Source organism: Rhizobium sp. BK312, from assembly GCF_014193605.1.
Lineage (GTDB): Bacteria > Pseudomonadota > Alphaproteobacteria > Rhizobiales > Rhizobiaceae > Rhizobium.
Window position 1 is genome coordinate 154,751 of sequence record NZ_JACHZP010000001.1, and the last position, 20,418, is coordinate 175,168.

Annotated in this window: 18 protein-coding genes; 8 read left to right on the plus strand and 10 right to left on the minus strand. The window is 60.0% G+C overall.

Translation table 11 applies throughout. The features are described from left to right. Window positions 1–24: 24 nt before the first annotated feature. The 3 genes from FHT85_RS00810 to recA form a co-directional block, all read right to left on the minus strand. The gene (locus FHT85_RS00810; RefSeq protein ID WP_112411915.1) at window positions 25–876 is read right to left on the minus strand and encodes a GyrI-like domain-containing protein; all 852 of its coding nucleotides are present in this window, start codon (window positions 874–876) and stop codon (window positions 25–27) included. A 136-nt stretch (window positions 877–1,012) separates the two neighbouring features. Next, entirely contained in the window at window positions 1,013–3,673 is a 2,661-nt protein-coding gene (alaS, locus tag FHT85_RS00815) for an alanine--tRNA ligase (protein ID WP_112411914.1), read from the minus strand. A gap of 174 nt (window positions 3,674–3,847) precedes the next feature. Next, a complete protein-coding gene (gene recA / locus FHT85_RS00820) occupies window positions 3,848–4,933 on the minus strand; it encodes a recombinase RecA (RefSeq protein ID WP_112334727.1) in 1,086 nt (361 codons plus the stop codon). Window positions 4,934–5,172: 239 nt separating this feature from the next. Here recA and FHT85_RS00825 point away from each other — a divergent pair, with 239 nt between their 5' ends. Beyond that, on the plus strand, window positions 5,173–6,117 hold the full coding sequence (locus FHT85_RS00825) for a carbohydrate kinase family protein (protein WP_112411913.1): 945 nt from the start codon (window positions 5,173–5,175) through the stop codon (window positions 6,115–6,117). A gap of 46 nt (window positions 6,118–6,163) precedes the next feature. After that, entirely contained in the window at window positions 6,164–7,090 is a 927-nt protein-coding gene (locus FHT85_RS00830; RefSeq protein ID WP_112411912.1) for a pseudouridine-5'-phosphate glycosidase, read from the plus strand. 58 nt (window positions 7,091–7,148) lie between these two features. Here the strand turns inward: FHT85_RS00830 and trpS are convergent, their stop codons facing one another. Together trpS and cckA are read right to left on the minus strand one after the other, a co-directional pair. Then, on the minus strand, window positions 7,149–8,168 hold the full coding sequence (trpS, locus tag FHT85_RS00835; protein ID WP_112411911.1) for a tryptophan--tRNA ligase: 1,020 nt from the start codon (window positions 8,166–8,168) through the stop codon (window positions 7,149–7,151). A gap of 227 nt (window positions 8,169–8,395) precedes the next feature. Further along, a complete protein-coding gene (gene cckA / locus FHT85_RS00840; RefSeq protein WP_112411910.1) occupies window positions 8,396–11,014 on the minus strand; it encodes a cell cycle histidine kinase CckA in 2,619 nt (872 codons plus the stop codon). A 393-nt stretch (window positions 11,015–11,407) separates the two neighbouring features. On the opposite strand from cckA, the gene FHT85_RS00845 reads away from it, so the two are divergent. Continuing rightward, complete coding sequence (locus tag FHT85_RS00845) at window positions 11,408–12,337, plus strand: flagellar biosynthetic protein FliO (RefSeq protein ID WP_112411909.1); 930 nt, start codon at window positions 11,408–11,410, stop codon at window positions 12,335–12,337. Window positions 12,338–12,434: 97 nt separating this feature from the next. Here FHT85_RS00845 and dksA read toward each other — a convergent pair whose 3' ends face one another. Continuing rightward, the gene (gene dksA, locus FHT85_RS00850; protein WP_015340076.1) at window positions 12,435–12,854 is read right to left on the minus strand and encodes an RNA polymerase-binding protein DksA; all 420 of its coding nucleotides are present in this window, start codon (window positions 12,852–12,854) and stop codon (window positions 12,435–12,437) included. Between the two features lie 281 nt (window positions 12,855–13,135). On the opposite strand from dksA, the gene FHT85_RS00855 reads away from it, so the two are divergent. The 4 genes from FHT85_RS00855 (at window position 13,136) to FHT85_RS00870 (ending at window position 16,957) form a co-directional block, all read left to right on the plus strand. Further along, complete coding sequence (locus FHT85_RS00855; RefSeq protein WP_112398373.1) at window positions 13,136–13,627, plus strand: SixA phosphatase family protein; 492 nt, start codon at window positions 13,136–13,138, stop codon at window positions 13,625–13,627. Between the two features lie 122 nt (window positions 13,628–13,749). Then, entirely contained in the window at window positions 13,750–15,225 is a 1,476-nt protein-coding gene (locus tag FHT85_RS00860; protein WP_112411908.1) for a YcjX family protein, read from the plus strand. After that, window positions 15,222–16,301, plus strand: a complete 1,080-nt coding sequence (locus tag FHT85_RS00865) for a YcjF family protein (RefSeq protein ID WP_112398354.1) — start codon at window positions 15,222–15,224, stop codon at window positions 16,299–16,301. Before FHT85_RS00860 ends, FHT85_RS00865 begins: the two co-directional genes overlap by 4 nt. Before the next feature lie 104 nt (window positions 16,302–16,405). Beyond that, complete coding sequence (locus FHT85_RS00870; protein ID WP_112411907.1) at window positions 16,406–16,957, plus strand: hypothetical protein; 552 nt, start codon at window positions 16,406–16,408, stop codon at window positions 16,955–16,957. 75 nt (window positions 16,958–17,032) lie between these two features. On the opposite strand, the gene folK is transcribed toward FHT85_RS00870, so the two are convergent. The 3 genes from folK to folP form a co-directional block, all read right to left on the minus strand. After that, complete coding sequence (folK, locus tag FHT85_RS00875; protein ID WP_112398355.1) at window positions 17,033–17,551, minus strand: 2-amino-4-hydroxy-6-hydroxymethyldihydropteridine diphosphokinase; 519 nt, start codon at window positions 17,549–17,551, stop codon at window positions 17,033–17,035. After that, window positions 17,544–17,915, minus strand: a complete 372-nt coding sequence (gene folB / locus FHT85_RS00880; protein ID WP_015340083.1) for a dihydroneopterin aldolase — start codon at window positions 17,913–17,915, stop codon at window positions 17,544–17,546. The genes folK and folB overlap by 8 nt, the downstream gene beginning before the upstream one ends. A 61-nt stretch (window positions 17,916–17,976) precedes the next feature. Next, window positions 17,977–18,759 carry a dihydropteroate synthase gene (gene folP, locus FHT85_RS00885; RefSeq protein WP_210293568.1) on the minus strand — a complete coding sequence of 261 codons (783 nt, stop codon included), beginning with the start codon at window positions 18,757–18,759 and terminating at the stop codon, window positions 17,977–17,979. Between the two features lie 178 nt (window positions 18,760–18,937). On the opposite strand from folP, the gene FHT85_RS00890 reads away from it, so the two are divergent. Beyond that, complete coding sequence (locus tag FHT85_RS00890; RefSeq protein ID WP_112411962.1) at window positions 18,938–19,561, plus strand: DUF922 domain-containing Zn-dependent protease; 624 nt, start codon at window positions 18,938–18,940, stop codon at window positions 19,559–19,561. A gap of 439 nt (window positions 19,562–20,000) precedes the next feature. Here FHT85_RS00890 and FHT85_RS00895 read toward each other — a convergent pair whose 3' ends face one another. Next, window positions 20,001–20,321, minus strand: a complete 321-nt coding sequence (locus FHT85_RS00895; RefSeq protein ID WP_015340086.1) for a 2Fe-2S iron-sulfur cluster-binding protein — start codon at window positions 20,319–20,321, stop codon at window positions 20,001–20,003. Window positions 20,322–20,418 lie beyond the last annotated feature (97 nt).

Genomic DNA, 20,418 nt, shown 5'->3' on the forward strand with positions numbered 1-20,418 from the left:
ATCCTCGATCGCGCTCATATACCGCTATTGCAGCGGCATATGGATATCGGTCAACAGCTCCGTCGGCGGCACGTCGCGCGGATTGTTGATATATTCCTCGAACATGACGGTATCGCGCAATTGTCGACCGGAAGCCGGCAGCCATTGCGCATAAAGCCAGTGATAGGCCTTATGCATGTTTGCATAGGGACCTTTGTGGCGCAGCACGGCATAGTCGCCGCCATCGAGCGAACGCCGCTCCAGCGGAGCATTGGCAACGACGGCCTTGCCAGCGGTGACGCAGGCATAGGAGCGCAGTTTGTCCGCTTCCACCACATCCGGATCATCGAGATAGATACCGATCATGCGCATGTCCGGCCCTGCAAGGCCGCGGGCGAAGATAGTACCGAAAAGTGTTTCGAAAGCTTGGCCGATCTGCATATAGGAGCCGCGATGGGCGACACCGATCAGTGACATCGGGGAAATGGTGCGAAGCGTAACGTCGAACATGACCGTGATCCTTCCTTGGGTGCTGGGTTCGAAAATCGTATGGCTTCCCTCATTCCGATATCGCGCCGGCGGCATGCCGTAGACGGATCTGAAGATGCGGTTGAACGACTGGAGGTTGGGATAGCCCGACCGCTTTGCAATGTCGCTGACGGATAGACGGGTGTTGACGAGATCGCCGGCGGCACGATGCAGCCGAAGCCGCTTGACGGTTACAGCCGCCGTCTCGCCATAGATCGCCCGATAGATCCTGTGCCAGTGATAGCTGGACATGCAGGCGATCTCGGCGAGCTTTTCCATATCGAGCTCGTCATCCAGATGCTCATGGATATGGGCCGAAACCCGCCGCAACCGGGTCTCATAAAGCGTCCACGCCGTTCCACCACTCATGTCAAACCCCTTGCAAATCGATCGGCCCGACAAGAGCATAACCCGATTTGACAAATCCTGCGGAGTTGGAAGTGCAAATAAAAATGGCGGACACCGAAGCATCCGCCATTTTAATTAGAAATACGAAATCAGCGTCTTAGCCAGCAAGTGCCGTAGCAATCGCCTCGATCGCTTCGTCGGCCTTGGCACCATCCGGACCGCCAGCTTGGGCCATGTCGGGACGGCCGCCGCCGCCCTTGCCGCCGAGGGCTGCCGACGCGACGCGCACGAGATCGACGGCGCTGAAACGGCCGACCAGATCTTCTGTGACGGCGACGACGGCGCTGGCCTTGCCATCATCCGAAACGCCGATCAGCGTCACGACGCCGGAGCCGAGGCTTGCCTTAGCCTCATCCGCCATGCCCTTGAGATCCTTGGGGTCGACGCCGGAAACCGGTTTGCCGAGGAACTTGACGCCGTTGACTTCACGGACTGCATCGGCGGAGCCGCCTTGGCTGCCGCCCATGGCAAGCTTGCGCTTGGCATCAGCCAATTCACGTTCCAGCTTGCGGCGTTCATCCATCAGCGCTTCGACGCGCGAGATGACATCGGCCGGCTGTACCTTCAGCGTCGAGGCGAGGTTCTTCACGCGCTCGTCCTGCTCGGCAAGATAGCTGAGCGCGGATTCGCCGGTCACAGCTTCAATACGGCGCACACCAGCACCGACAGCACTATCGCCGAGGATGCGCACGAGACCGATCTGGCCGGTAGCGGAGACATGCGTACCGCCGCAAAGCTCGACCGAGTAAGGCTTACCGGACTTTGCACCGCGAACACCCTGCCCCATCGACACGACGCGGACTTCATCGCCATACTTCTCACCGAACAGCGCCATCGCTCCTTCCGCAATGGCATCATCGACGCTCATCAGACGGGTCGTAACGGGCGAATTCTGAAGGATGATCTCGTTGGCCATCTCTTCGACAACCTTCAGCTCCTCAGCCGACATCGGCTTCGGATGAGAGACGTCGAAACGCAGCCGCTCGGGCGCGACCAGCGAGCCCTTCTGCGCGACATGGGTGCCGAGCACTTCGCGAAGTGCCTCGTGCAGCAGATGGGTCGCGGAATGGTTGGCGCGCAGGCGCGAGCGCCTGTTGTGATCGACCGTCAGGACGACGGCATCGCCTACCTTGATCTTGCCTTCCGAAACTTCGGAGCTGTGAACGAAGAGACCCTCGCCCTTCTTCTGCGTATCGCCGACTACAAGCTTGCCATGGTCGCTGGAGATCACGCCGGTATCACCCATCTGGCCACCGGACTCGCCGTAAAACGGTGTCTGGTTGACCACGATCTGCACCTTGTCGCCGACGGAAGCGCTATCGACGGCGACGCCGTCCTTGACGATCGCCTGGATGACGCCTTCGGCAGATTCCGTGTCATAGCCCAAGAATTCGGTCGCACCGTTCTTTTCCTTGAGCTCAAACCAGATGGTCTCGGTCGCCTTGTCGCCGGAGCCGGTCCAATGCGAGCGCGCCTCGGCCTTCTGGCGCTCCATGGCATCGGTAAAGCTTGAGATATCGACACCAATGCCGCGGGCGCGCAACGCATCCTGCGTCAGGTCGAGCGGGAAGCCATATGTGTCGTAGAGCTTGAAGGCGGTCTCGCCGTCCAGGCTGTCGCCCTTATGAAGGTCCGAAGTGGCATCATTGAGCAGCGAGAGGCCGCGTTCCAGCGTTTTGCGGAAACGGGTTTCTTCGAGCTTCAGCGTCTCGGAGGTCAGCGCTTCGGCGCGCACCAGCTCCGGATAGGCACGACCCATCTGCTGGATAAGCGCCGGCAGCAGCTTCCACATCAACGGTTCCTTGGCGCCGAGCAGTTGCGCGTGGCGCATGGCGCGGCGCATGATGCGGCGAAGCACGTAGCCACGGCCCTCATTCGACGGCAGCACGCCATCGGCGATCAGGAAGGCGGAGGAACGCAGGTGATCGGCGATGACGCGATGGCTGGCGCGATGCTCGCCCTCGGCTTTGACGCCCGTTGCCTCTTCCGAGGCTTCGATCAGCGCGCGGAACAGGTCGATATCGTAGTTATCATGCTTGCCCTGCAGTACGGCGGCAACGCGCTCGAGACCCATGCCGGTGTCGATCGACGGACGCGGCAGGTCGACGCGCTGCTCTTTGGTGATCTGCTCGAACTGCATGAAGACGAGATTCCAGATCTCGATGAAGCGGTCGCCATCTTCTTCCGGAGAGCCGGGAGGGCCGCCCCAGATGTGATCGCCGTGATCGTAGAAGATCTCTGAACAGGGACCACAAGGACCGGTATCGCCCATCGCCCAGAAATTGTCGCTGGTGGCGATGCGGATGATCCGATCGTCGGAAAGACCGGCAATCTTCTTCCACAGGTTAAACGCGTCGTCGTCGGTGTGATAGACCGTGACCAGCAGGCGCTTGGCATCGAGGCCGAATTCCTTGGTGATCAGGTTCCAGGCAAGCTCGATGGCGCGCTCCTTGAAATAGTCGCCAAAGGAGAAATTGCCGAGCATCTCGAAGAAGGTGTGATGACGGGCGGTATAGCCGACATTGTCGAGGTCGTTATGCTTGCCGCCGGCGCGCACGCATTTCTGCGCGGTAGACGCCGTCGTATAGGGACGCTGCTCCAGGCCGGTGAACACGTTCTTGAACTGCACCATGCCGGCATTGGTGAACATCAATGTCGGATCGTTGCGCGGCACCAGCGGGCTCGACGGCACGATCTCGTGGCCGTTTTTCTTAAAATAGTCGAGGAAGGTCGACCGGATTTCATTCACACCGCTCATATGGGGCCCTTCAGTCCTGCGCTCAGCAACTTGCATCAAAGTCAGTGGCTTTTATCGTCCGCTCCCGGCGCTGTCCAGCCGCACGAACAAAACCGGCCGCACATCCCTTGGACAATACGGCCGGTTTCGACTTTTGGGTCTCGATCTTAGGTCGGGAATTGCTTCCCGAAGCCTTTATTCGCCAGAGGTATCGCCATCCTCGGCATCGGGGCCGCCATTCTGCAGGAAGCGATCGGCGATCAGGCCGGCATTCTGGCGCAGCGACAATTCGATTTCGCGCGAGAGATCCGGATTGTCGCGCAGGAAGATTTTCGCGTTCTCGCGGCCCTGGCCGAGACGCTGGCTGTTATAGGAAAACCAGGCGCCGGACTTTTCGACGATGCCGGCCTTGACGCCGAGATCGACCAGTTCGCCGGTCTTGGAAACGCCTTCGCCATACATGATGTCGAACTCGACCTGCTTGAAGGGAGGCGCCATCTTGTTCTTGACGACCTTGACGCGCGTCTGGTTGCCGATCACCTCTTCGCGCTCCTTGACAGCGCCAATGCGGCGGATATCGAGGCGAACCGAGGCGTAGAACTTCAGCGCGTTACCGCCCGTCGTCGTTTCCGGCGAGCCGAACATGACGCCGATCTTCATGCGGATCTGGTTGATGAAGATCACCATGGTGTTGGACTTCGAGATGGAAGCCGTGAGCTTGCGCAGCGCCTGGCTCATCAGGCGGGCCTGCAGGCCCGGCAGGCTGTCGCCCATTTCGCCTTCGATTTCGGCGCGCGGCGTCAACGCCGCAACGGAGTCGACGACGAGGACGTCGATCGCGCCGGAGCGCACCAGTGTATCGGTGATTTCAAGCGCCTGTTCGCCGGTATCCGGCTGCGAGATCAACAGGTTCTGCAGGTCGACGCCGAGCTTGCGGGCATAGACCGGATCGAGCGCATGTTCCGCGTCCACGAAGGCGCAGATGCCACCCTTTTTCTGTGCCTCTGCAATGGTCTGCAGGGCCAAAGTCGTCTTACCCGAGCTTTCCGGCCCGTAGATTTCGATGATGCGCCCCTTCGGCAAGCCGCCAATGCCGAGAGCGATATCGAGGCTCAGAGAGCCGGTGGAAACCGTTTCGATTTCGACCACGTTCTCGTTGGAGCCGAGCTTCATGATCGAGCCCTTGCCGAACGACCGCTCAATTTGAGAGAGTGCCGCTTCAAGTGCCTTGCTTTTATCCACCGATTTGTCCTCTACAAGCCGCAAAGAATTCTGAGACATTCGATCCACCTTTAGGTTATTGAAGCCGCTCTAGCAATGTCGCCGCCGATGAGAATTCTGTACTCTATTTGTTCTCTTATCGCAAGAGCACAACAAGCAATTGAAAGAAAAAGATAAAATGATTTCCGTTCTACTTTTGTTTTCTTCTTTCTTCCCAGATACTTACGGTTATGGAGCGGCCAATTCACGCATGTCGCCGCCCCGCTCGATTCGTCTTTTCGACTGCTGAGGATAACCCTATGGCGAAAAAGATTCTCGTTCTCGGCGGCGCCCATATAGACCGGCGTGGCCGCATCTTCGGCGAGACGGCGCCCGGCGCCAGCAACCCCGGCGCATGGTTCGAGGAGCCCGGCGGCGGCGGCTTCAATGCGGCGCGAAATCTCGCCCGTCTCGGCTTCGACGTAAAGCTGATCTCGCCGCGCGGCGGCGACCCCTCCGGCGAAATGGTGGCCGAGGCTGCAAGCCACGCCGGCATCGACGACAAGCCCTTTGTCTTCCTCGATCGCAAGACGCCGAGCTATACCGCGATCCTCGAGAATGACGGCAATCTGGTCATCGCGCTTGCCGATATGGAGCTCTACAAGCTCTTCGTTCCGCGACGCCTCGCGATTCGCGCCGTTCGCGATGCCTTCGATGAAACCGACCTCATTCTCTGCGACGCCAATCTGCCGGCCGAAACCTTAGGCGCAATTGCGGCAAGAGCTGCCCTATGCGGCAAACCGGTCGCCGCTATCGCTATCTCGCCGGCAAAAGTGGTGCGGCTGAAGCCAAGCCTTGCCGGCATCGACCACTTGTTCCTCAACGAAGCCGAAGCCGCGGCGTTGACTGAAATGCGCCCGGAAGACCCACGCGAATGGGTGAGCGCTTTGCGGGCGCTCGGCCTGCGCAACGGCGTGATCACGCGTGGCAAGCGCCCCCTGATCGCATTCTCGCGTGATATCGTGGTCAGCTTACAGCCGCCTATCGTCGAAGATGTCGCCGATGTCACCGGTGCGGGAGACTCGCTTGCCTCCGGCGTTCTTTCGGCGCTGATGGCCGGCCACGATCTCGCAGAAGCCGTCCGTCATGGCGCGGCAGCGGCGGCAATCACCGTCCAGTCCCCCTATGCGACGGCAGAAAATCTCTCTCCCGAGCTGCTAAAGACAGTGCTGGCCCTTGTTCCCGAGGCCGATATTCTGTCATGAAGCCTGTTCAAAACGCGTATATTGTTTCAGTGAATTGGAAACGACAATGACCCAGCCTATCTCGCCCCTGCTTCCGATCTCCTATTCGAAGGAAGTCGCTGCCGCAAAGCTCCGCGGTGCGCCGATCGTTGCGCTGGAATCGACGATCATCACCCACGGCATGCCCTATCCTGGCAATATCGAGATGGCTCGTAGTGTCGAGGAGATCATCCGGCAGGAAGGCGCTGTTCCGGCGACTATCGCCGTCATTCACGGCACGCTGCATATCGGCCTTGAGCCGGAAGAACTGGAAGCCCTTGCCAAAACGGAAGGCGCGATGAAGGTTTCGCGCGCCGACATCGCCTTTGCGATCGCCGAGCGCCGCACAGGCGCGACCACCGTTGCCGCCACGATGATCGCGGCCGCCCGCGCCGGCATTAAGGTTTTCGCCACCGGCGGCATCGGCGGCGTCCATCGCGGCGCCGAAGAAAGTTTCGATATTTCGGCCGATCTTGAAGAGCTGTCCCGCACCGGCGTCATCGTTGTCTGCGCCGGCGCCAAGGCGATCCTCGATATTCCGAAGACGCTCGAAGTGCTCGAAACCCGTGGTGTTCCGGTCGTCACCTACGACAGCACCGAGTTCCCGGCCTTCTGGTCGCGCTCCTCCGGCCTGGCGAGCCCGCTGACGCTGAACAGCCCGGCTGCGATCGCCAACTTCCAGACGACCCGCGAGCAGCTCGGCATCGATGGCGGCATGCTGATCGCCAATCCGGTTCCAGAAGCCGACGAGATCCCGCGCGAGGAGATGGAAATCTATATCGAGCGCGCCCTCGACAGCGCCGAGCGCGACGAGATCACCGGCAAGGCGGTTACGCCTTATCTGCTGAGCACGATCTTCGACATCACCGAAGGCCGCAGCCTCAAGACCAATATCGCGCTTGTCGAAAACAATGCGCGTTTGGCCGCGGAAATCGCCGTAGCTCTGGCGGACTAATCAAGACCCTCGTCACAGGAACGGCCGGGTGTGCGAGCGCCCGGCCGTTCTCTTTCTTTCAAGTGAGAGAGAACAGACCCAGAGCAGACCTTAATTCGGCAAGCGTCGCCTCTGTCCGCTCCCTCGCCTTTCGCGTCCCCTCCCGCAAGACTTCCATCACATAGTCCGGTTCAGCGGCATAAAGCGCGCGGCGTTCGCGGATCGGCGCGAGCAGCGCCTGCAGGACATCCTCGAGATGTCTCTTCAAGGTGACGTCTCCAAGTCCGCCGCGGCGATAATGCTCTTTCATCTCTTCGACGAATTGCCGATCCTCGCAAAAGGCATCGAAATAGGTGAAGACGATGTTTCCCTCGACCTTGCCGGGATCGCTGACGCGCAGGTGATCCGGATCGGTATACATGCGCCGCACCGCATCCCTGATCTCATCGGACGATGCCGAAAGCGGGATCGCATTACCCTGCGATTTGCTCATCTTCGCCTTGCCGTCGACGCCGGGCAGACGGCCGATAGCCGGCACCATCGCTGTAGCCTCCACCAGAACGTCTCGCCCGATCTGCCGGTTGAAACGGCGAACGATCTCATTGGTCTGCTCGATCAACGGCGCCTGATCCTCGCCGACGGGAACGACGGTCGCCTTAAAGGCGGTAATATCGGCGGCTTGCGCGACCGGGTAGCAGAGAAAGCCGGCCGGCACATCGCGTTCGAAACCGCGCAGCTGGATCTCCGTCTTGATCGTCGGATTGCGCTCTAGGCGACTGACCGTAACGAAATTCAGATAGAGTAGTGTCAATTCCGCGAGCGCGGGTAAAGCGGATTGAACACAGATCGTTGTCAACGCTGGATCGATGCCGACCGCAAGATAGTCCGTGGCGACTTCAAGGACGTTGCGCTGCACTTTCTGGGGATCATGCGCATTGTCCGTCAGTGCCTGCGTATCCGCCAAGAGCAGGAATTGCTCATGGCTGTGCTGAAGTGCAACGCGGCTTTTCAGCGACCCGGCATAATGGCCGAGATGGAGTGGACCCGTGGTCCGGTCGCCCGTCAGGATGACGGGACGATTATCGGTAGGGGAAAACATTTCATTGCTCCGCAAAAGGAGCCGCCGCAATCGGGAAGGGAAAAACGGAAATGGACCATGCCTACCGGATTACGGCGGCAGGGTCGATTTCAAGACATGACGACTGCCGCTCCTAGAAGGAGCGCCACCACATTTGGAAAACGGGCTTGGCGAGGTCGATCATGGGCGGTTGATTACATCGTTGCGCCTCAATCGGCAACATGGAGAGGCGCAAAAACGCCCCTCACTTAATTCTTGTCCAGCGTCTCGCGCACGACGACGGCAAGCTGTTTCAGCGAAAATGGCTTCGGCAGGAAGCCGAATTGGGCGTCCGCTGGCAGGTTGCGGGCAAAGGCATCCTCGGCATAACCCGAAACGAAGATGAACTTCAGATCCGGATATTTCTTGCGCAATTCGCGCAGCAGCGTCGGCCCGTCCATCTCGGGCATGACGACGTCGGAAACGACGACATCGACCTGTCCGTCGAGCTCCTCCATGATGTCGAGCGCCTCAACGCCGGAGCCGGCCTCGTGGACGGTATAACCCCGCGTCTCAAGCATGCGCTTGCCACCGCGGCGTACCGCCTCTTCGTCCTCGACAAGCAGCACGACAGCGGACTTGCCAGTAAGATCGGCCGGTTCTTCCGGAGAAGCGGCGACACCCGCACCCTGGTCCATGGCCGTAATATCGCGGCTTTCCGACACTTTCGCTTCCGTTACCGAAGGCATTTCCACGATGTGCCGCGGCAGGAAAATGCGGAAGGTCGTTCCCTTGCCAACTTCCGATTCCGGCTGGATGTAGCCGCCGGATTGCTTGATGATGCCGTAAACCATGGCAAGGCCGAGGCCGGTGCCCTTGCCCACTTCCTTGGTCGTGAAGAAGGGCTCGAAAATCTTGTCCATGATCTCAGGCGCGATACCGGTTCCGGTATCGCTGACCTCGACGAGCACCATGTCCTCATGCGGAAGGTATGGATAGTTGAAGGCGCTGACATCGGCCGCGCGCAGATTGCGGGTGCGCAGCGTCAGCGTACCGCCGCCCGGCATGGCATCGCGGGCATTGACGCAGAGGTTGATCAGCACCTGCTCGAACTGTGAGAGATCGGTTTTCACGGGCCATAGATCGCGCCCGTAATCGACGTCGAGTTTGACATGCGTGCCCGATAGCAGCCGGTCCACCAGCATGCGCAGATCGCCGATCACGTCCGTCAGGTTCAGGATCGTCGGCCGCATGGTCTGCTTGCGCGAGAAGGCAAGCAACTGCCGCACCAACACGGCCGCACGATTGGCATTGCGCTTGATTTCCATCAGATCCGCAAAGCTGGCATCGGAAGGCCGCGCCTGCAGCAGGAGATGGTCGGAAGACAGAAGGATCGCCGTCAGAACGTTGTTGAAGTCATGCGCGATGCCGCCTGCGAGCGTGCCGACAGCATTGAGCTTCTGCGTCTGCGCCATCTGGGTCTCGAGCGCCTTCTGCTCGGTCACCTCGACCGCATAGACGATGGCAGCCTCTTCCGGCGCCTCGTCGGTCTGGTCGATGACGGCATTGACGTAGAAGCGGAAATGCCGCGTTTCGTCTTTCGGATTGCGGGAGTCGATCGGCGGAATATCGCCCTGCCGGTCCTTGGCGGCCGCCAGCGCTTGCTGCAGCTGCGGCCGGTCGCTGTCGTTGACGACGCTCTCCAGGGCAGCACCGCGCTCGATATCGTCGCGCGAGACCAGATCCGAGAAAAGCTTCAGGAAAGGCGCGTTCGTCCGCAGAATGCGGCCGTTGCCGTCAACGGACGCGATTGCCATAGGCGTGTTGTTGAAGAAGCGGCTGAAGCGCATCGCGGCGGCGGAGGCAGATTGCTCGGTATCCGCACCGTTCCGGCGGGTCAGGACGATGGTGCGGCTCTCGCCGGGAGCGCCGTCGCGCATCGACGTGACGCTGTGGACGATCTGCACTGGCAGGCTCTGGCCATTGGAGCGGCGCAGATCGAGATCGAGCGTCACCGTCTTCTTGAGACCCGGTTCCGCCTGCACCGATTGGATCAGCGCCAGCCCCTCGCCGGCCACAAGATCGCCTATGGTCATCGAGCCCGGCACGAATTTCGTTAGATCGAAGCCCAGCCATTCGGCGAGCGTCGCATTGAGATAGAAGATCTCGCCCTTGCGCCCCGCGGAAAAGAAGCCGGCCGGCGCATGGTCGAGATAGTCGATCGCGTTCTGCAGTTCCTTGAAGAAACGTTCCTGATCGTCACGCTCGGAGGTGATGTCGGTAATCTGCCAGATATGCAATGCCTTGTTGGCGCCTTGTTCGGCCGGCAGCACGCGCGCCTTCAGCCGGTACCAATGCGCCCCATTGCCGCTTCCATCCACAGGCCCGAGCGGCTTCAGCAGGCGGAACTCCTCCGATCCTTCCTTGCCATCGCGCAGGCCATTGGCGAGACGATAGAGAGCCTCGTTGGATTCGCGATTTCGCGACAGCAGCATCTCCAGCGACTGCACTTCCGTCGCCTTCGTCGCCCCGGTCAGCCGGCCATAGGCGGCATTCGCATAGACGATGCGCCCCTTCTCGTCTGTGATCAGCGTTCCGTCCGGATGACTGTTGAGGAAGGACCGGGCCAGACTGTCGGACTGAGGCTGCGGCATGACCTCGACAAAGCCGATGATCGAGGAAACCAGGAAGAAGATGCCGACCATGGCGAGAATGCCGAGGCCACCGAGAACCGCTTCGTTGTCCAGCTGGTTCTTGAAGACAACGAAAGCCGCGGCCGCGGCCACGAGAACGAGCGCAAGCAGGATGATGCGCAGCACGGTTCCCGAACGAACCCCGCGATCCACCAGCGGCACGCTATACTCGTCGGACGGACGCTGCTTCGTCATGAACCCCTCGTATCGGCCGTTCTCCTCGCGACATGTCATACACGTTTAGGGGTCGCCGGAGTCGGACCTTTCGAATCTTCTTTATCAAGTTGCGTCATCGGCAAAAAGCTTTGCCGGGCCAGAAAGGCTTGAATTCACAGGCAATAGAAGACAACAGCCTGCAATCGCATCTTGTCTCCGGCGCAATCCTGTTCATATGATCGCCGTATAGAAGGGTCACGGTCAAAGCATTACCCGCGGCAGTTGCGTCTACTGCATAGTTCCTTAAACAGGATTCAATTTAAGGATAAAATTATGCAGTGGATTTAAAGTACTACAACGACCTTTGCACGTCACATGTGACGCGCGGCGCTGTAAACCGCAACATCGGGGACAATTACGGAGTATCTCGACATGTTGGACGATATCGCCGGAGCCTATGGCAGCCGTTTCTTTCTCGCAGCCGGTGGAGTTGGCATTGCCCTGCTCGTGCTCATCGGCATTCTGTGGATCATGCGCAACCGAGCGCCTTCTCCCTTCGTGCGCGGCGGCAAGAACCGTCAGCCTCGCCTGCAGGTGTTGGATGCCGCCGCCGTCGATGCTCGCCGCCGTCTCGTGCTCGTGCGACGCGATGGGATCGAGCATCTGATCATGATCGGCGGCCCGACGGACATTGTCATCGAATCGGGCATTTCCGATGCCACACGCGCTGGAACCTCCGCAACGCCGGTCGATATCCCCATGGCATTTGAAGAGAGGCAGTCGCAGCAGCAGAAGGCGGCTGCGGTGGAAGCTCCTCCCGCAACGCTTCCGCAGCGCCAGCAAACCGCTGAGGACAAGATCGAAGCCTATCTGCGCAACGAGCCGCGCATTGAGCCTGCGGCGCAACCAACTCCAGTACCGCAGGTGGCCGAACACCCGCAACCCTCTGCCGTCAAGCCGCAGCAACCGGCGCCCCAGCCTGTGCCGACTATCAGCGAGACGGAAGCCGCCGACATACTGGACGCTGCCCGACATGTCGTCCTGCCACAGCAACAACCGGCTCCCCCACGCCCGGCAACAGTCGAGCCTACCCCCGCACCGACGCCATCGGTCGAACCCGGCAATGATTTCCAGCGTATTTTGGAAGCGGAAATGTCGAAGAACCTGACCGCCGAACGGATCATTCCAAACGCGCCGGCACCGCGACAGGTGCAGCAGCAACCGAATGCTGAACCATCCACGATCCCAAGCCCGGCAAAACGCGTCGAACCCGAACTCGCTCCGCTGACCGGAGCGGACAGCGCTCTTCAGAAGGAAGTCGCTCGCATCTTTGGGGAAATGAGCGTCAGCCGCGACAAATAAGGTGCGGCCTCTCGGAAACGCCGGAATCGAAAAAGGCACGACGGAGATTTCCATCGTGCCTTTGTTTTATTTAAGCCGGTCGAAACCGATGCTGTCACTACTCGTCGCGGTAAACCTTTTCGCGGCGCTCGTGACGCTCCTGCGCCTCGATCGACAAGGTTGCGATCGGGCGAGCGTCCAGACGCTTCAGGCCGATCGGCTCGCCGGTTTCTTCACAATAGCCGTATGTGCCATCCTCAATGCGCTGCAATGCGGCATCGATCTTGGAAATGAGTTTACGTTGGCGGTCGCGAGCCCGAAGCTCGATGGCTCTATCTGTTTCAGAAGAGGCACGATCGGCCAGGTCAGGATGATTTGCGCTTTCTTCCGCCAGATGATCCAGGGTTTCGCGCGCTTCTCTAAGGATGTCGTTTTTCCATGCCACCAGCTTCGCTCGAAAATAAGCTCGCTGATTCAGATTCATGAACTCCTCGTCTTCCGAGGGCACATAATTGCTAAGATCGATCTTCTCACTCAACGCGATTCTCCTGAAGAACATCTCATATGGCTGGGCTGTATATCCCAACCGATAGTGCCGATTCAAGCCAAATAGATGCTGTCAACTGATTTTTAAATTTGTCATAAAATTCAGCTAAGGGTCTATTTTTTCATCACTTCTTCTCATCGAGCCAGATTCGCGTCTTTCGTAACCTTCCCGTGATGATGGAGCATTTCGCCTTCTGACAGATCGCGCAGCAGTTGACGGCACCAATGAAGAGACGTTACCTCATGAGTGAAATCGAGCCTCGAGATCTTGCCATGATCAGCATTTCGCCGCCGCCCTCCCGGATCTATCTTCTACGCCACGCCGAGGCCATGCAGGCTGCACCCGGCCAAAAAGATTTCGACCGTCCCTTGAGCGACAACGGCTACGCCGCGGCCGAGATTGTCGCCGACGAGGCGGCTGATAAAGGCTACAAGCCCGACCTTGTCATTTCCTCCACCGCTCTGCGCTGCCGCCAGACCGCCGAGGCTATACGCCGCGTCGTCACGCCGTCGACGGAGTTCCGCTTTGTCGACGAACTCTATAACGGCTCACCGGATGTCTATCTGTCACTCATCGCTGCGCAGACCGATCAGGAGTCGGTCATGCTGGTCGCGCATAACCCAGTCATCGAACTGACGCTTGCGGCCTTGATTGGACGCGATGCTCTGGCCAGCGCTCTTCCACGCGGATTTCCGACAGCCGGTCTTGCCGTTGTCGATTCGACGCCATCGGGCTGGGTACTGCTCGACTTTGTCACCGAATAGAGACTTCGGCGATATGGGTCGCAACGGCGGCGCCGCTGATTGCAGACACATATCCGCTCATCTTTTCGGCGCAAGTTTCCATCCCTATATTCACGGTCACGCTGTCATCCAGGGATCCCGTCTTGCCCCCAAGCCTGACCTCTTTTACCGACGACGCCCTCATCGCCTTCGACAATCTGGCCGATCGAGCCGCCGGTCTCGTCAATCCGACAATTCGTCTGGGCGTCACGGGCCTCTCCCGTTCGGGCAAGACCGTCTTCATCTCCTCGCTGGTACATAATCTGCTGAATGGCGGACGCCTGCCGTTGTTCGAGCCGGTGCAGTCCGGCCGTGTCTCCGCCGTTCGTCTCGAACCGCAGCCCGATGACGCCGTGCCGCGCTTTCAGTATGAGGATCATATCCGCGCGCTCGTGAAAGACCGCGTCTGGCCGGATTCGACAAGGGCGATCTCCGAGCTGCGCCTCACGCTGGATTACCAAAGCGCCAGCGGCTGGAACCGCCTGTTCTCGCCCGGCCGCCTCTCGATCGATATCGTCGATTATCCGGGTGAATGGCTGCTGGACCTGCCATTGCTCGCCAAGGATTTCCGTACCTTCAGCGAGGAGACGCTGGCGCTGGCGAAGACCGGCATTCGTGCCGAACTGTCACGTCATTGGCTTGGCATGACGGAAGCGGCAGATATCGCTGAACCCGCGGATGAAATGAAGGCGCGCGATCTGGCCACGGCTTTCGCCGACTACCTGAAAGCCTGCAAATCCGACGAACGTTCGCTTTCCACATTGCCCCCCGGCCGTTTCCTTCTGCCCGGCGATCTCGACGGTTCGCCTGCCCTCACCTTCGCACCGCTGAAGCTGCCTTCCGAGGGCAATGCGCCGAAGGGATCGCTATGGGCGATGATGGAGAGGCGCTACGAGTCCTACAAGGCCGTTGTCGTCAAACCCTTCTTCCGCGAACATTTCGCCCGGCTTGACCGCCAAATCGTTCTGGTCGACGCCCTGCAGGCCATCAACCGCGGCCCGGAAGCGGTGCAGGATCTCGAACGGGCCCTGACGGATGTGCTCGCCTGCTTCCGTCCGGGCACCAACTCCCTCCTGTCCTCGTTGCTCGGCCGGCGCATCGACCGTGTGCTGGTGGCCGCGACCAAGGCCGACCATCTCCATCATGAAAGTCATGATCGGCTGGAGGCGTTGACGCGCCGTCTCGTCGACCGCGCCATTGAGCGCATCGGCATGGCCGGGGCCGGCATCGATGTGATGGCCATAGCTTCGGTGCGGGCGACCCGCGAGGCAACCGTGACCCGCGATGGGCAAACGCTTCCCGTCATCGTCGGCACGCCGATGGACGGCGAAACCATCGCCGGCGAGACCTTCGACGGCAATCGCAAGACGGCGGTCTTCCCCGGCGATCTCCCGGAAAATCCCCGCTGGCTGTTCGAAGCCCTTGAAGCCAATGGGGCAAAGGTCCATCTGCCCGAAGTGAATGTCGTACGGTTTCGCCCTCCGGAGCTGGAAAAAACCGGGGAAGGCATCAAGCTTTCGGTGCCGCATATCCGCCTCGACCGCGCCATGCAGTTCCTGTTCGGAGACCGCCTCGCATGACGAAATCGACCGAAAACGAGCCGAACGGTAATCGTCGTCCCGGCGCCTTCGCGGTGGAACCGGAAACCTCCAAAAAAGAGGCAACTGCGCCAGCGGTTCGCAAGCCGCAGACCTTCGATACCGATATCGTGCTGACGCCCGATGCGGAAGATCCGTTCATCAATCCGGCCCTCGGTGCCGATGCGGATGCAACTGCCATTGCAAAGCCACGCCGCAAAGGATTTTCCTTCGGCAAGGTGGCACTCAGCGCGCTCGGCATTCTGGTATCGCTCGCTTTCGGCCTCTGGACGGATCAGCTCATCCGCGACCTGTTCAGCCGGGCCGATTGGCTCGGCTATACTGCCCTTGCAGTTGTGGCCGTCGGCATCCTGGCCGTGTTTGCCATCGTCATTCGCGAGACGGCCGGAATGATGCGGCTCGCTGCTGTGCAGAGCATCAAGGCAGAGGCGGACGCCGCCATCGTCGAAACCCGGCCGGCGCGCGCCAAAGCGTTGGTCAAGCGACTCTGCGCCATTCTGGAAGCCAATCCGGACACGGCAAGAGGCCGCGCGACCCTGAAGGCGGCAGAAGACGATATCATCGATGCGCCGCAACTGATCGACCTCGCTGAACGCGAGCTGCTCGGCCCGCTCGACCGCCGCGCCCGCGCGCTGATTCTCGGTGCCTCGAAACGGGTATCGGTGGTAACCGCCGTCAGTCCCCGTGCCCTCGTCGATATTCTCTACGTTCTCTACGAAGCGGCGAGACTCGTCCGCGCCATGGCCGAGCTTTATGGCGGTAGACCCGGAACGCTCGGCATGGTCAGGCTGATGCGCGATGTGATCGCCCACCTGGCCGTCACCGGCTCCATCGCAGTCGGCGACAGCATCGTCCAGCAACTGATCGGCCACGGCCTGGCGTCGAAACTGTCGGCGCGTCTTGGCGAGGGCGTCGTCAACGGCATGATGACCGCAAGAATCGGCATCGCCGCCATGGACCTCTGCCGGCCGCTCCCCTTCAAGGCGCTCAAGCGTCCCGGCATTGCCGATTTTGCCGGCGACCTCACGCCGAGCGTAGGCGGCCGCAATCCTGCATGAGGACCTGAAAATCAGGCGCTTTGGCATTCAGGAAACCAAGCATTAACCATTCTGCGGCAAAAGTGACAATCAGTTTCACGGTTCCGCCTCGCTAGGGAATGTCCATGTTTTCGCGTCGATTTCTTCTTGTAAGCAGCCTTGCAGCCGCAGCCATCTCCACCGGCGCCTGGGTGCAGTCGGCCGACGCGGCGCCCCGCGACAAGGCCTTCTTCCAGTCGATCTCCGGTACCTGGAGCGGCCCCGGCGAAATCGTCGCCGGCAAGTACAAGGGCACGAAGTTCACCTGCAATCTCACGGGCAAGCCATCCGATGGCGGCAGCGCCGGCGTCAAGCTCGACGGCACCTGCCGCGTCGGCGTCTTCCAGCAGCCGATGTCGGCCGAGATCACGCAGAACGGCGGTTCCTACAGCGGAAAGTTCCTGGACGGCGCAGCCGGCAAGGGCCTCGACGTGACATCAGGCGCGGTCAACGATAACACCGTCGTTCTCGGATTGATCCGCCAGAAGCTCAACGGCGCCATGATCGCCCGCATTGCGGACAACAAGTCGATGAATGTCACAATCTCGGTGAAGGTCGGCGATCAGATGGTACCGGTTATCGGCGTCACGCTGAAGCGTGCAGACGTCGACCAGATGGCGGTCGGGTCGATCCAATAGCATTGAGCGAGAATTCATAAAGACAAAGGCCGGCAATTTGCCGGCCTTTGTCTTTATATATCCATGGGGTCCAGTTCAGGCTGTCCGCCACCAATCACCACTTTCGTCCGCGACCTCGATACCTTCGATATCAACATCCTGCAGCCAGGCGGTGATCGTGCGGCCCTTCACCACGAGATCGGCGGCAAAATCAGCAAGCGGCATCAGCACGAAACCACGCTCGACCATTCGCGGATGTGGAATGGTGAGCAACGGCTCGGCCTTTTCCAAATCTCCATAGGTCAGCACGTCGATATCGATCGTGCGTGGTCCCCAGCGCTCGATCCGCACCCGCTTCATCTGCCGCTCTATGTCCAGGCAGACGTCGAGCAGAGCTTCCGGCGAAAGTGTCGTATCGACGGCAGCACAGGAATTGTAGAAAAAGGATTGGTCCGTCTTGCCCCAGGGCGGCGTGCGGTAAAGTCGCGACACCGAAACCACCCGGCAATCGGCGCGCGCGTCCAACGTACGCAAGGCGAGCGCCATGGCGTGGACGGGGTTATCCAGATTGCCGCCCAAACCGAGCGTCGTCCGCGCGGCTGCACCCTCAGGCAAAATGCTCAATGCTCACCTGTACATAATCGAGAACGCCCGGAACCGGGGCATTGGGCTTGCGTACCGTGATTTTGGCCCGGCGGATACTCGGAAAACGACGGCATAGCTCCTTCGCCACATCGAGCGCCAGCGCCTCGATCAGATAACGCCGGCGACCTGTGACGATTTCCTCGATGACGCTGAAGGCGACGCCGTAATTGACGGTATCGTCGATCGAATCGCGCTCCAGCGCGTCGCCGGCTTCGACATCGAGCTCGGCATCGACAAAGAAGCGCTGGCCGAGGAATTCCTCCTCGTCATGGACGCCGTGCCGGGCAAAGAAGGCGCAATTCTGCAGAGTAATGGTGTATGTCACAGCGTTCATGGCGTATCTCCGTTTCGAACAGGCGCGATCGCGTCCGAAAACCGCTCCTTGGATCCGAGCATCATGTTTTAAGTCTCGCCCGCGTCGCGAGAATAGCATCCGCAATGGCCAACGCGTCCCTATTGATTGCGACATTGTGTACGCGGAATATGGCAGCTCCCTGCAATCGCAAGATTGCGCTGGTTGCAGCGGTGCCGACATCGCGATCAGCTGCTTCGCGACCCGTTATAGTGCCAATGAACCGCTTTCGCGAAGTGCCGACCAACAGGGGCAGTTCAAAGCGCAGCAGAGCGTTGAAACGCGCCATGAGCTCCAGATTTTCCTCGGCATTTTCCTTGGCGAAGCCGAAACCAGGATCGAGCACGATCGTCCGTCTGTCTACGCCTGCGGCGGCTGCGATCTCCAGCGAGCGATTGAGAAAGAAAAGCTGGTCATCGATGACATCAGGCAGCTTCTGCCGGTTGCGGCCCGTGTGCATGATGCAGAGACCGGCGCCCGTTTGTGCGGCCACAGCGGCGATGTCAGGCTCGCGCTGCAGGCCGAAGATATCATTGACGATATGGGCACCCGCTCCGATCGCCAGCCGCGCCGTATCGGCGCGGTAGGTATCAACCGAAATCAGGGCATCGGTCCTCCCGCGCAGGGCTTCGATGACAGGCAGTACCCGTCCCTGCTCCTCGGTGGCATTGACGGCGACAGCACCCGGCTTGGTCGATTCGCCGCCGATATCGATGATGGCGGCCCCGTCCTCGACGCAAGCCAGCGCATGGGCAACGGCCGCATCGACGGCCTCATAATGACCGCCGTCGGAAAAGGAATCCGGCGTCACATTGACGATAGCCATGATGACGCTCTGCCCACCGACATCGATGCTGCGGCCATGCGCGACATGCCAGCTTTGGCTGTGAAGCTCCGTCACGAACTGTCCATCCCATTGAAAAGGAAAAAACCTTGCGCTTGATATTGCGCTCACAGTGGCTATGCCGCAAGGTTCACAGAAGTTCAACATGGTAGCGACACGAATGCCGCTTGCATCCCATAAGTTCAGTCTTTCGTGTGCATTGCTGCTCGCGGTCTGCATACCCGGTGTGGCCGGTGCGGAAGTCATCGCCCGCAAGTCAACTTCCTATTTCGACATCAAGGGAAGCACCGCCGACGAGCTCGATGCAGCCTTGAATCAGCGCGGGCCATTGGCGATAGGCTCAAGCAGCCACCATCCCGGCGCAACGAAGATCCGCTTCGGCGGTAGTGCGACCTACAGCGAGTCAAACGGCCGCTGCCATATCTCCAGCGTCAAGGTAACGGTCAATACGGAAATCATCCTGCCGCGCTGGCGGGACCGGCGGGGCGCCAGCAAGCAGCTTTCCGTGATCTGGGATACCCTGGCCGGCGATATCCGGCGCCACGAAGACCGGCATGTCGAAATCGCCCGCCAGCATGCGCGGCAGATGGAAAAGCAGATCCTGGCTCTGCCACCCGCCAGCAATTGCGATACGCTGCAGGAACGGGCAAACGCTGTGACGTCGCGCGAAACCGAGCGGCACGACGCCGATCAGGCGCGCTTCGACCGCATAGAAGCGCTCAATTTTTCGAGCCGCATGCAGAGGCTGCTCTACTATCGCAGCCGACAAGGCAATTCGCAGTAGTCCGAAGAGCTGCTCTCAGCGCAAAAGCGATCGAGTAACGACGGCTGTGGGAAATAGGTCACTATATCCTGTGAATCGTACGATCTCGCTGCTCTTTGAACTTTACGAGAATCTGAAATAGGTTTTTCCTATCAATTACAGAGACAAACGCACTGGTTGATTCGAAAAAGGCCGGGCGGTTGTCTCGTAAGGATCGATTTCGAGTGCCTGCGTCGGCGGGTCTATTCGCTCTTCGACGCAGTCGGGGTTTGTTTTTCGAAGCATGCGCTAAGTGTTCTCCTGGCGCGTCCTGAAGCCGCAGGTGTTTCCTCCCTTGCCTGTGGTGATGCGCCCGCCTCGCCTCGCTCGCTGCACCGGCTGAGCGGGGCATCTTTTTGCGTGACGAGCGCCTACAGGAGATCTGGCCGAGGAATCGCGCAAGGCGCGTTGGAGCGCTGCCTCAGGCCTGGCGCTCCGGCACATGCACCACAAGCCCGTCAAGCGCGCTCTTCATCTTGATCTGACAGGAAAGCCGCGAGTTCGGACGGACGTCGAATGCAAAATCGAGCATGTCTTCTTCCATGGCTTCCGGGCCGCCGACCTTTTCGGTCCATTCCTCATCGACATAGACATGACAGGTGGCACAGGCACAGGCGCCGCCGCATTCCGCTTCAATACCCGGAACGGAGTTGCGCACTGCATTCTCCATCACGGTGGAGCCCTCGTCGACATTGAGGTCAAAGCGCGTGCCGTCGAAGGCGACGATGGTCAATTTGGTCATGTGGGTGAATTCCGAATTGCTTGAATGAAGGACGATCGGAATTTTACTTCCAACAATTCGCTGGAGCAGTCAACATTTGCGCCGCCGAAACGGATTA